This window comes from Achromobacter animicus (assembly GCF_040775605.1).
Taxonomy (GTDB): Bacteria; Pseudomonadota; Gammaproteobacteria; order Burkholderiales; family Burkholderiaceae_B; genus Achromobacter; species Achromobacter animicus.
Genome location: NZ_JAYGJK010000001.1, coordinates 4,616,034 through 4,628,392, shown reverse-complemented (window position 1 = coordinate 4,628,392; position 12,359 = coordinate 4,616,034). Strand labels below are relative to the sequence as shown.

9 protein-coding genes are annotated in these 12,359 nt (G+C 63.8%); 8 read left to right on the top strand and 1 reads right to left on the bottom strand.

Going from position 1 to position 12,359, the window contains the following annotated elements; translation table 11 throughout:
• The first annotated feature begins 6 nt into the window (after nt 1–6).
• The 5 genes from AB3147_RS21170 to AB3147_RS21150 all read left to right on the top strand — a co-directional run bounded on the left by AB3147_RS21170 (nt 7) and on the right by AB3147_RS21150 (nt 5,927).
• Nucleotides 7–639 carry an RlmE family RNA methyltransferase gene (locus tag AB3147_RS21170; protein WP_175126048.1) on the top strand — a complete coding sequence of 211 codons (633 nt, stop codon included), beginning with the start codon at nt 7–9 and terminating at the stop codon, nt 637–639.
• Between the two features lie 221 nt (nt 640–860).
• Nucleotides 861–2,747 carry an ATP-dependent zinc metalloprotease FtsH gene (gene ftsH / locus AB3147_RS21165; protein ID WP_175126049.1) on the top strand — a complete coding sequence of 629 codons (1,887 nt, stop codon included), beginning with the start codon at nt 861–863 and terminating at the stop codon, nt 2,745–2,747.
• 18 nt (nt 2,748–2,765) lie between these two features.
• Nucleotides 2,766–3,611: a dihydropteroate synthase gene (gene folP, locus AB3147_RS21160; RefSeq protein WP_175126050.1), complete on the top strand. Its 846-nt coding sequence runs from the start codon at nt 2,766–2,768 to the stop codon at nt 3,609–3,611.
• The gene (gene glmM / locus AB3147_RS21155; protein WP_175126051.1) at nt 3,608–4,951 is read left to right on the top strand and encodes a phosphoglucosamine mutase; all 1,344 of its coding nucleotides are present in this window, start codon (nt 3,608–3,610) and stop codon (nt 4,949–4,951) included. Before folP ends, glmM begins: the two co-directional genes overlap by 4 nt.
• Before the next feature lie 169 nt (nt 4,952–5,120).
• Nucleotides 5,121–5,927, top strand: a complete 807-nt coding sequence (locus tag AB3147_RS21150) for a GNAT family N-acetyltransferase (RefSeq protein WP_175126052.1) — start codon at nt 5,121–5,123, stop codon at nt 5,925–5,927.
• A gap of 159 nt (nt 5,928–6,086) precedes the next feature.
• Here the strand turns inward: AB3147_RS21150 and ppx are convergent, their stop codons facing one another.
• Nucleotides 6,087–7,574: an exopolyphosphatase gene (ppx, locus tag AB3147_RS21145; protein ID WP_175138261.1), complete on the bottom strand. Its 1,488-nt coding sequence runs from the start codon at nt 7,572–7,574 to the stop codon at nt 6,087–6,089.
• Between the two features lie 219 nt (nt 7,575–7,793).
• Here ppx and ppk1 point away from each other — a divergent pair, with 219 nt between their 5' ends.
• The 3 genes from ppk1 (at nt 7,794) to pstC (ending at nt 12,347) form a co-directional block, all read left to right on the top strand.
• Nucleotides 7,794–9,869: a polyphosphate kinase 1 gene (ppk1, locus tag AB3147_RS21140; RefSeq protein ID WP_175138262.1), complete on the top strand. Its 2,076-nt coding sequence runs from the start codon at nt 7,794–7,796 to the stop codon at nt 9,867–9,869.
• A gap of 320 nt (nt 9,870–10,189) precedes the next feature.
• The gene (gene pstS / locus AB3147_RS21135; RefSeq protein ID WP_175138263.1) at nt 10,190–11,230 is read left to right on the top strand and encodes a phosphate ABC transporter substrate-binding protein PstS; all 1,041 of its coding nucleotides are present in this window, start codon (nt 10,190–10,192) and stop codon (nt 11,228–11,230) included.
• A gap of 100 nt (nt 11,231–11,330) precedes the next feature.
• Nucleotides 11,331–12,347, top strand: a complete 1,017-nt coding sequence (pstC, locus tag AB3147_RS21130) for a phosphate ABC transporter permease subunit PstC (protein WP_175126056.1) — start codon at nt 11,331–11,333, stop codon at nt 12,345–12,347.
• The last annotated feature ends 12 nt before the right edge of the window (nt 12,348–12,359 follow it).

The following is a 12,359-nucleotide window of genomic DNA, read 5'->3' as shown; positions in this document are numbered from 1 at the left end:
ACGGTAATGGCCAAGAATAAATTCTCTAAAGACTGGATTCACCAGCACATCAACGATCCCTATGTGAAGCTGGCGCAACAGAAGGGCTATCGCGCCCGCGCCGCTTTCAAGCTGATCGAGATCCTCGACACCGAAAAGCTGATGCGCCGGGGCGACCTGGTCATCGATCTGGGCTCCGCGCCGGGCAGCTGGTCACAGGTGGCGCGCGAGCGGCTCGCCGGGCCGGGCGGCGTCGTGGACGGGCGCATCATCGCGCTGGACATCCTGCCCATGGAGCCCGTGGCGGGCGTGGAATTCATCCAGGGCGACTTCCGCGAAGACGAAGTCTTGAAACAATTGGAAGACATGGTCGGATCGCGTGCGGTGGACCTTGTTATTTCAGACATGGCCCCCAACTTGTCCGGGGTGGGTATTGCCGACTCCGCGCGCATCCAGCATGTTTGCGAATTGGCGATGGAATTTTCCTGCGCCCACCTCAAGCCCAACGGGGCGCTGATCGTCAAGGCTTTCCACGGCACGGGCTTCTCGCAGATCGTGGAATCCTTCAAAAAGCGCTTCCGCCGGGTGGTCGAACGCAAACCGAAGGCCTCTCGGGACAAGTCCTCAGAAACCTTTCTGGTGGCGCGCGATCTGAAGTAACCCTTCCGTAATCATCCGGGGCAAACCGTCCCGGCCAAGAAAACCCCCGTCCCGCCGAGACAACGACCAGAAAACTCAAGAATCAAATGTAATTAAATGGGCCCCACGGCTGCCAGGACGCAACTCCGTCCTACAGGTTAGAATGGGCTATTGACATACTTGTGACTGTGCCATACGCGGGTGCGCAGTCGCCGGTCGGAATCGAAAGCAGGAGATCGACCTTGAACAATTCATTTTCCAAAGTCGCTGTCTGGATGGTGATAGCCCTGGTGCTGTTCACCGTCTTCAAACAGTTCGACGGACGCGCTCAGACCCAGGACGGTGTGACTTACACGCAGTTCATGGACGACGCCAAGGCGGGACGTATCCGCAAGGTCGACGTTCAAGGCGACGTGCTCTACGTCACCCCGGACGCGGGCCGCGCCTATACGCTGACTTCCCCCGGCGATCTCTGGATGGTCTCCGATCTGCTGAAGTACGGCGTGCAGGTTTCGGGCAAGCCGCGCGAAGAGCAGTCGCTCCTGATGAGCATCTTCGTCTCGTGGTTCCCGATGCTGCTTCTGATCGGCGTATGGGTGTTCTTCATGCGACAGATGCAAGGCGGTGGCAAGGGCGGCGCATTCAGCTTCGGCAAATCGCGCGCCCGGATGCTCGACGAGAACACCAACCAGATCACCTTCGCTGACGTCGCCGGTTGCGACGAAGCCAAAGAAGACGTGCAGGAACTGGTCGACTTCCTGCGTGACCCCAGCAAGTTCCAGAAGCTGGGCGGCCGTATCCCGCGCGGCGTGCTGATGGTGGGTTCGCCCGGTACCGGCAAGACGCTGCTGGCCAAGGCCATCGCCGGCGAAGCCAAGGTCCCGTTCTTCAGCATTTCCGGTTCGGACTTCGTTGAAATGTTCGTCGGTGTGGGCGCGGCCCGTGTCCGCGACATGTTCGAAAACGCCAAGAAGCACGCTCCCTGCATCATCTTCATCGACGAAATCGATGCGGTCGGCCGCCAGCGCGGCGCCGGCCTGGGCGGCGGCAACGACGAGCGCGAACAGACCCTGAACCAGATGCTGGTTGAAATGGACGGCTTCGAATCCGGCCAGGGCGTCATCGTGATCGCCGCAACCAACCGTCCCGACGTGCTGGATCCGGCGCTGCTGCGTCCGGGCCGTTTCGATCGCCAGGTCGTGGTGCCGCTGCCCGATATCCGTGGCCGCGAGCAGATCCTGAAGGTTCACATGCGCAAGGTTCCGCTGTCGCCCAACGTCGACGCGACCATCCTGGCGCGCGGTTGCCCGGGCTTCTCCGGCGCCGACCTGGCCAACCTGGTCAACGAAGCCGCACTGTTCGCCGCCCGCCGGAATGGCCGCACGGTCGATATGTCCGACTTTGAAAAGGCCAAGGACAAGATCATCATGGGCGCCGAGCGCCGCTCCATCGTGATGCCCGAAGAGGAACGCAAGAACACCGCGTACCACGAATCCGGCCACGCGATCGTCGCGCGCATGCTGCCCAAGACCGACCCGGTCCACAAGGTCACCATCATCCCGCGCGGCCGTGCGCTGGGCGTGACGATGCAGTTGCCGGAAACCGACCGCTACAGCATGGACAAGGGCCGTCTGCTGTCCACCATCGCCGTGCTGTTTGGCGGCCGTATCGCCGAAGAAATCTTCATGGACCAGATGACGACGGGCGCCTCGAACGACTTCGAACGCGCCACCGCCATCGCCCGCGACATCGTCACGCGCTACGGCATGACCGACGAACTGGGTCCCATGGTCTACGCCGAGAACGAAGGCGAAGTCTTCCTGGGCCGCAGCGTCACCAAGACCACGCACATGTCCGAAGCCACCATGCAGAAGGTGGACACCGAGATCCGCCGCATCATCGACGAGCAGTACGGCGTTGCGCGCAAGATCCTGGAAGACAACCGCGATAAGGTCGAAGTCATGACGTCCGCGCTGCTCGAATGGGAAACCATCGACGCCGACCAGATCAACGACATCATGGAGGGCCGCCCCCCGCGTCCCCCGAAGACGCCGCAAGGCCCGTCGGACACGTCCGATACGCCGCCGACCGGCCTGGCTGCAGGCGGTAGCACGGCAGCTGCGGTCTGAGGTTCTTCGTTCTGGTTTATGGCAAATAACTTCCTTTGCGGGCGCTTCGAGTTTGATCTCGAGCGCCCGCTTGTCATGGGCATCGTCAATGTCACACCGGACTCGTTTTCCGATGGCGGCCAACACGACGATACCGATTCCGCCGTGGCGCATGCGCGCCAGTTGATCGAGGAAGGCGCCCAGATTCTGGACCTGGGCGGCGAATCCACGCGCCCGGGGGCCGACCCCGTTTCCGTGGCCGACGAGCTGAACCGGCTGCTCCCGGTGGTCGAGGCGCTGCGCGACTGCGGCGTGCCGCTCTCCATCGACACGTTCAAGCCGGAAGTCATGCGCGCCACGCTGGACGCCGGCGCGGACATGATCAACGACATCTACGGTTTCAGGCAGCCAGGCGCGATCGAAGCCGTCTCGCAATCGCGCTGTGGCCTGTGCGTCATGCACATGAAAGGCGAGCCTCGCACCATGCAGGCAGCGCCGCCCGAGTACACCGACCTGATCGGTGAAATCGGCCTGTTTCTGGGGGCTCGCGCGCAAAAGCTGCGCGCGGCCTGGATCGATCCTCGCCGCATCGTGCTGGACCCGGGTTTCGGGTTTGGCAAGACGGCCGACCAGAACTTTCAACTGCTGCGCCGGCTGTCCAGCCTGCGCAGTACCGGTTATCCATTGCTGATCGGCCTGTCGCGCAAAAACATGATCGGCCAGGCCACCGGCCGGCCGGTTGGCGACCGGCTGCCCGGCAGCATTGCCGCCGCGCTTGCCTGCGTCGCGCGTGGCGCCTCCATCGTGCGCGTGCACGATGTTGCGGCCACGGTGGATGCGCTTAAGGTATGGCAGGCGGCTGAACAAGGAGCAATCAGTTCATGATTCGACGCAAATATTTCGGTACCGATGGCGTACGCGGTGAAGTCGGCGGTCCGGTGATCAATGCCGAATTCGCCTTGCGCCTGGGTTACGCCGCTGGCCGCGTGCTGGCCCGCGAGCACGCCGTGCGCGGCGCAAGCCGCCCGCAGGTCGTCATCGGCAAGGACACCCGGATTTCCGGCTACATGCTGGAGTCCGCGCTGGAAGCGGGGCTGTCCGCTGCCGGTATCGACGTGCTGCTGGCCGGCCCGATCCCCACGCCCGCGGTCGCCTACCTGACCCGCGCGCTGCGCCTGGTCGCCGGCATCGTCATCAGCGCCTCGCACAATCCCTACCAGGACAACGGCATCAAGTTCTTCTCGGCGCAGGGCATGAAGCTGCCCGACGAAATCGAAGCCGACATCGAGGCCGCGCTGGACGAGCCCCTGGGTTGCGTCAGTTCGGAAGCGCTGGGGCGCGCGCGCCGCATGGGCGACGCTCAGGGCCGCTACATCGAGTTCTGCAAGAGCACGTTCCCCAACGACCTGGACTTGAACGGCATGACGATCGTGGTGGACGCCGCACACGGCGCCGCCTACAACATCGCGCCGCACGTCTTCCGTGAGCTGGGCGCCGAAGTCCACGCCATCGGCGTGCACCCCGACGGCTTCAACATCAACAAGGGCGTGGGCGCGCTGCATCCCGAGCTGCTGGCCAAGGAAGTCAAGGCGCGCGGCGCCCAGCTTGGCATTGCGCTGGACGGCGATGCCGACCGCCTTCAGATGGTGGACGGCGAGGGCCGCATCTACAACGGCGACGAACTCATGTACGCCATCGTGCGCGAGCGCATGCAGCGCGGCAAGGTCGAGGGCGTGGTCGGCACGCTGATGACCAACTTTGGCTTCGAGCGCGAAATGAAGCGCCTGGGCGTGGGCTTTGACCGCGCCAACGTGGGCGACCGCTACGTGCTGGAACAGATGCAATCGCGCGGCTGGCTGTACGGCGGCGAAAGCTCCGGCCACCTGCTGTGCCTGGATTGCCACTCCACCGGCGACGGCATCGTTGCCGCGCTGCAGGTCTTGACCGCGCTGCGTCGCAATTCCACCACGCTTGGCGACTGGGTTAGCGACCTGCGCATGTATCCGCAAAAGATGATCAACGTGCCGCTGACGCCGGGCCTGGACTGGAAGACGCATGCCGGTCTGACCGCCGCGCGCCAGGCCGTCGAGGCAGAGCTGGATGGCCGGGGTCGCATCCTGATCCGCGCTTCGGGGACGGAACCCAAGCTGCGCCTGATGGTTGAGGCCGAAGATGAGGCGCTGGCGACCAATTCTGCAGAGAAGCTTGCGGCAAGCCTGGGGTAAACCCTGAGTTTCGATTTAATATGTGGGCCACGCGTCGAAATCGTCGCGTGGCCTTTTGTTTGTTTGCGTTTTCGATGCCGGTTTAAGCGTCATAGTCACGTAACATATTGGTCAAGTCATTGACATACAGGGCGTCCACACTGGCTGGACTCTCTAGGAGCTTCGCGCAATGCTGGAATTAGCACGCATCAATCCGAGCCGCAGTACCGCAGAACCCTGGACGGGCTCCGCCCCGAAGGTCCTGGCTGTCGGCCTGGCGCGTACCGCCGAAGAAATAGAGCAGATCCAACGCCTGCGCTATGAGGTCTTCACCGAAGACATGGGTGTCGTCTTCCCCGATGCGCAAGATGGCATCGAGCAAGACCGCTTCGATCCGTTCTGTGAACACCTGATGGTCCGCGAACTCGACACCGACCGAGTCGTTGGCACGTATCGGATCCTGACCCCCGAAAAAGCGCGCGAAGCCGGCGGCTATTACTCGCAGTCGGAATTCGACCTGTCGGGCCTTGGCGCCATCCGCGACGAAGTCGTTGAAGTCGGCCGCTCCTGCACCCACGCCGATTACCGTGGCGGCGCGGTCATCATGCTGCTGTGGTCCGGCCTGGCGGAATACCTGCGCCGCGGCGGTTACGAATACGTGCTCGGTTGCGCCAGCGTCAGCCTGCGCGATGACGGCGTCACCGCAGCGGAAGTGTGGCGTACGGTGGCCAAGCAGATGCCCCAGGGCAACGAGCCGCGCGTCACGCCGCTGCACCGCTACCCGGTCGAAAAGCTCAACAGCACCTTGCCGGCGCGCGTGCCGCCGCTGATCAAGGGCTATCTGAAGCTGGGCGCCAAGGTATGCGGCGAACCGGCATGGGATCCGGATTTCAACGCCGCCGACTTCCCGGTGCTCTTGAAGATGGAGCGCATGGACGAGCGCTACCGTCGCCACTTCGGCCTGGACCAGCCGGCCATCATCGCCACCCAGCGCTAGACCCCATCCATCATGCGCCGCCTGTTCCGCCGAATGACAATCAGACTGATCCGGCGGGCCACCCGGCCGCTGCGCATGGAACTCAGGCGGCTGGATCGGGAAACCGATCTCTCGCCATTCTGATCAGCCGGGGCGGCCGCGCCGCCCCGTTCTTGATTTTCAGAACTCCAGCAGTTCGAACGAAAACCCGACCTTGTTCCACTCGGCTTCTTCCGCGCGCAGCGTGAAGTCGCTGAGCGGGTGTTCGGCCAGCCATTCTCGGTTGACGCGCACCACGATGGAATTGTCGCGGACCGACGCGGTGAGGGGCAGGGGTTCGATCTCGCCGCGGCGGCGGAACAGCAACACCGCCAGACGCAGCGCCAGGATGGCCTTCCATTGCGGGCGCGTGCGCACCAGCGGTTCCACCTTGGCCAGCTTGCCCTGGTGTCCCAGCGCCAGCAAGGCCAGCAGTTGCTGGTCGGCGCGTGAAAAGCCCGGCATGTCGGCGTTTTCCAGCACGTAGGCGGTGTGCTTGTGATACGCGTTGTGGGCAATCGACAGACCCACTTCGTGCAGATCGGCCGCCCAGCCCAGTGCGGGACGCAGCTCGGCGCGCTCCTGGCCTTCGGGGAACATGGCGTCGAACAGGCTGAGGGCGGCGTGGCGAACGCGGCGCGCCTGGTTTACGTCCACGTGATAGCGCTTGACGAACTGGCGTACCGATTCGTCGCGCTTGTCGTGCTCGTCGTCACGGCCCAGCAGGTCGTACAACACGCCCAGGCGCAGTGCGCCGTCGCCGGTGTGCATGACATCGATGCCCAGCTCGTCGAACAGCGCGCTCATGATGGCCAGCCCGCCGGGCAGCACGTCGGCGCGTTCGATCTTGATGCCGGGAAGCTCGGACGGAATGACGCGGCCCGAGCGGATGAGACGGTCCTTCAGCTTGGTCAGGCCCGAGCGCGTGATGCCGCGGTCGGAATAGCCGCCTTCGGTCAGGATCGCAAAGAGCGCCTTGGCGGTGCCGGAGGAGCCATAGGCTTCCTTCCAGCCCATCTTGCGGTATTGCTTGGCGATGACTTCGATTTCGCGGCGCGCGGCCAGCTCGGCCTGCTTCATCTGGTGCGCATCCACCACGCCGTCCGAGAAGAACTGGCGGCTGTAGCTGACGCAGCCCATGTACAGCGAGGACATCAGGCCCGGTTCGTGGCCCTTGCCGATGATGACTTCGGTGGAACCGCCGCCGATGTCGATGACCAGGCGCTTGTTGGGCGAGGGGGGCAGGGTGTGGGCCACGCCCGTGAAGATCAGGCGGGCCTCTTCGCGGCCGGCAATGACTTCAATGGGAAAGCCCAATGCGGCTTCGGCCCGGGGCAGGAAATCTTTGGTATTGCGGGCGACGCGGAACGTGTTGGTGGCAACCGCACGGACCCGGTTGGGGTGGAAACTGCGCAGGCGTTCGCCGAAGCGTTCCAGGACGGCAATGGCGCGGTCGATGGCGGCGTCGCCAAGCCGTTTTTCGGCGTCCAAACCGGCGGCGAGCCGGACGGTTTCCTTGAGGCGGTCGATCTGGTAGATCTGGGGCGTACCGTCCTGCTGAACGATGCGTCCGATGGAGAGGCGAAAGCTGTTGGACCCGAGGTCCACCGCGGCCAGAAGTTGATCCATGCGGCTCGTAATATTGGCTGTGAGGTGGACCGATTATAAGGACCCCATGTGACAACGCCGCCGGATACGGGTTTTTGCTTACGGAACAGAGGCTTGGAAGCCATTGTCCGGTGCGCCATATGTCCCGCATTTGACGTACCCTTAGCGATTGGGCGCTGTCATAGAACCGTCACCTGTTTGCAGTAAAACTTCACGCTCTCTTTTCGTATGGAATCCGGTATGCCCACACGTCCGCCAGGCGAGCCTCTGCTCATGAATCGCGAATTGTCGCTGCTCAAGTTCAACGAACGCGTGCTGGCGATGGCGGAAAACCCCAAGACGCCGCTGCTGGAAAGGCTGCGCTACGTGTGCATCGTCAGTTCCAACCTGGACGAGTTTTTCGAGATCCGGATCTCCAGCCTGAAAGAGCAGCAGCGCCAGTCGCCCAATCTGGTCGGCCCGGACGGCATGACGCCCGACGAGGCATTCGAATGCGTCCAGCAGGCGGTGCACGAACTGGTGAACCGCCAGTACAACCTGCTCAACGATCAGATCCTGCCCGCCATGCACAAGGAGGGCATCGCGCTGCATCACGCTTCCGAATGGAATCCGGAGCAGCAGGAATGGGCGCGCGACGTGTTCCACCGTGACGTGATGCCGCTGTTGACCCCCATCGGGCTGGACCCGGCGCACCCGTTTCCGCGCGTCTACAACAAGAGCCTGAATTTCATCGTGTCGCTGGCCGGCGCTGACGCGTTCGGCCGTCAGGCGTCCATCGCCATCGTCCAGGCGCCCCGCGCGCTGCCGCGCCTGATCAAGATGCCGCAGGAGCTCTCGGGCCAACCCGAGGGCTACATCCTCCTGACTTCCCTCCTGCGCGCGTTCGTGGGCGAGCTGTTCCCGGGCCTGGAGATGCTGGGTTGCTACCAGTGGCGCGTCACGCGCAACAGCGACCTCTTCGTGGACGAGGAAGAAGTCACCAACCTGCGCCATGCGCTGCAGGGCGAGCTGTCGCAGCGCAACTTCGGCGCGGCCGTCCGCCTTGAGATCGACAAGCTGACGCCCGTCGAACTGGAAACCTTCCTGCAGCGCGAGTTTTCGCTCAAGGCCGACGACACCTATCGCGTGCCCGGCCCGGTGAACCTGTCGCGGCTCATGCAGCTGTGCAATTCCGCGGCGCGCCCGGACCTGCTGTTTCCCGACTACCGCGCGCCCGTGCCCGCGCCGTTTGACCGCGTCGGCGACAAGCCCGCGGAACTCTTTGAGGCAGTGGCCGAGTGCGACCGCCTGCTGCACCATCCCTATCAGTCGTTCCAGCCCGTCATCGACTTCCTGACCGCCGCCGCGCTGGATCCGGACGTGATGGCCATCAAGCAGACCATCTACCGCACCGGCGAGGACTCCGAGCTGATGAAGATCCTGCTGGCGGCCGCGCGCGCCGGCAAGGAAGTGACGGTGGTGGTGGAGCTGATGGCGCGCTTTGACGAGCAGACCAACATCAACTGGGCCTCCAAGCTGGAAGAGGTGGGGGCGCACGTCGTCTACGGCGTGGTTGCGCACAAGACGCACGCCAAGATGGCGGTGGTGCTGCGCCGGGAAAAGGGTCGTCTGCGCCGCTATGCCCACTTGGGCACCGGCAATTACCACCCGCGCACCGCGCGTCTGTACACCGATTTCGGGCTGCTGACGGCGGACCCGAAGCTGTGCGAGGACATGGACAAGGTGTTCGCGCAGTTGACCGGCCTGGGTGCGCGCCGCGCGCTCAAATCGCTGATGCAGTCGCCGTTCACCCTGCACGAAGGCATGGTGTCGCTGATCCGCGCCGAGGCGCGCGCCGCCAAGGCGGGCAAACGGTCGCGCATCATGGCCAAGATGAATTCGCTTCTGGAAGAGCAGATCATCGCCGAGCTGTACAAGGCCAGCCAGGCGGGCGTGAAGATCGACCTGATCGTGCGGGGCGTCTGCGCCTTGCGCGCCGGGGTGCCGGGGCTGTCAGAAAACATCCGTGTGCGCTCCATCGTGGGCCGCTTCCTGGAGCATTCCCGCGTCTTCTATTTCTACGCCGACGGCGAAGAGACGGTGTACCTGTCGTCCGCCGACTGGATGGACCGCAACTTCTTCCGCCGCGTCGAGATCGCCTTCCCGATCTACGACAAGACGCTCAAGAAACGCGTTATCGACGAGGCCTTCACGTACGCACTGCGCGACAACCAGTTGGCCTGGCAGCAGCAACCCAGCGGCGACTACGCGCGCGTCAAGAGCCGCCGCGAGCCCTACAACCTGCACCAGTTCCTGATGCAGAAGCTGGGCGTGTAGCAGGTTAGTGTTCTGTCCCCAAATGAGTAAGGGGGGGCAAACGCCACTTTACGCCTGGCCGGTGTCACCGGCGCGACGAGCCCATTCCCTCAGCGGGAATGGGCTTTTCTTCGAGCTTCGGCCTCCCGAGCGCGGCCGCGCGGATCCGGCTTCGCCGGTCCGCCACCGGCGCCCCCTGGGGGGAGGCGCGAAGCGCGTCGGGGGGGGATCATGACTGTCATGGTCTTGTCACGTTGGGTACCTAAGATGCGAGGGTCGCTGAAAGACAGGCAGCTAAAAAGCCTGCCAAGACTCCTTTAACGAGCACAGAAGGAACCCAGATGTTCAAACGTGTCTTCAAGCAAGTTTCCGTGGGCGTCGCGCTGAGCGCCGCCGTTTTTGCCGTCCAGGCCGCCAACGTCACCGGCGCCGGCGCATCGTTCCCGTACCCGATCTACGCCAAGTGGGCGTCCGACTACAAGGCTGCGACCAACAACGCGGTCAACTACCAGTCCATCGGTTCGGGCGGCGGTCAACAGCAGATCATTGCAAAGACGGTCGACTTCGGCGCCTCGGATGACCCGATGAAGGCTGCCGACCTGGAAAAGCACGGCCTGCTGCAATTCCCCGCCGTGATCGGCGGCACTGTCGCCGTCGTGAACGTCGACGGCGTCGAGCCGGGCAAGCTGAAGCTGTCGGGCAAGGTCCTGGCCGACATCTTCCTGGGCAAGATCAAGAAGTGGGACGACGCTGCGCTGAAGGCGCTGAACCCCGACGTCAAGCTGCCCTCGGCCGACATCATCGTCGTGCACCGTTCGGACGGCTCGGGCACCACCTTCGGCTGGACGAACTACCTGTCCAAGGTGTCGCCGGAGTGGAAGTCGCAAGTCGGTGAAGGCAAGGCCGTCAAGTGGCCCACCGGTCAGGGCGGCAAGGGCAACGAAGGCGTCGCCGCCTACGTCGGCCAGCTGAAGAACTCGATCGGCTACGTCGAATACGCCTACGCCAAGCAGAACAAGCTGGCCTGGACGCAACTGCAGAACAAGGACGGCAAGTTCGTCCAGCCCGAGCAAAAGGCTTTCGCTGCCGCGGCCGCCAACGCCGACTGGAAGAGCGCGCCGGGCATGGGCGTGGTCCTGACCGACGAGCCGGGCGCCGATTCGTGGCCCGTCACCGCCGCCACCTTCATCCTGATCCACAAGTCGCAAGACAAGCCGGTTCAGGGCAAGGCTGTGCTGGACTTCTTCGACTGGGCCTTCAAGAACGGCGCCAAGTCGGCTGAAGCCATGGACTACGTGCCGCTGCCGGAAGCCGTGACCAAGGAAATCCGCGCCGCCTGGGGCGAAGTGAAGTCCGCTGACGGCCAGGCTGTCTGGAAGTAAATCAGTACCGAGCGGCCCCGACGCCTGATGGCGGGCGGGGCCGCCGCTTGTAAATCGACCTCTCTGCTGTTCCCCCAGGTTTCCTAAGGAAAGTCCATCCATGAGCGCGGTAATGGATAATAGTGTGCCGCTTCCGCCCAGCGTGGCGGATTCCGTGACTACCGGCACGCCTTCGCCTATGAAGCAAACAAAAAACGCGCTGATGGATGCGCTGTTCAAGAATCTGACCCGCCTGTTCGCCTTCCTGGTGTTCATTCTTCTGGCGGCGATTCTCATCTCCCTCATCTACGGCAGCCGCGAATCGCTGGCCAAATATGGCCTGTCGTTCCTGTGGCTCAATGACTGGGACCCGGTCAACTCCAATTACGGCGCCGTCGTGCCGATCATCGGCACGTTGCTGACGTCCGCGATCGCACTGATCATCGCCGTGCCGGTGTCCTTCGGCATCGCCATCTTCCTGACCGAACTCTCCCCGACCTGGCTGCGCCGCCCGCTGGGCACCGCCATCGAAATGCTGGCGGCCATCCCGTCCATCATTTACGGCATGTGGGGCCTGTTCGTCTTCGTGCCCGTGTTCCAGCAGTACGTGCAGCCGTTCCTGATCGCGACGTTGGGCAATCTTCCCATCATCGGCGGTCTGTTTGCGGGCCCACCGTTCGGTATCGGCATCTTCACCGCCGGCCTGATCCTCTCGATCATGATCATCCCGTTCATCGCCGCGGTGATGCGCGACGTGTTCGAACTGGTCCCCGCGATGCTCAAGGAATCGGCCTACGGCCTGGGCAGCACGACCTGGGAAGTGATGTGGCGCGTGGTGCTGCCCTTCACCAAGTCGGGCGTCATCGGCGGCATCATGCTCGGCCTGGGCCGTGCCCTGGGCGAGACCATGGCCGTGACCTTCGTCATCGGCAACGCCTTCAAGTGGTCCGGTTCCCTGTTCTCGCCCGGCAACTCCATCGCCTCGGCGCTCGCCAACGAATTCAACGAGGCGGGCGGCATCCAGAAGGCGGCGTTGCTGGAACTGGGCCTGATCCTGTTCCTCATCACGACCATCGTGCTGGCCCTGGCCAAGACGCTGCTGGTCCGCCTGTCCGCCGGCGAAGGCAAGAAGACCTGACGCCCGGAGCAC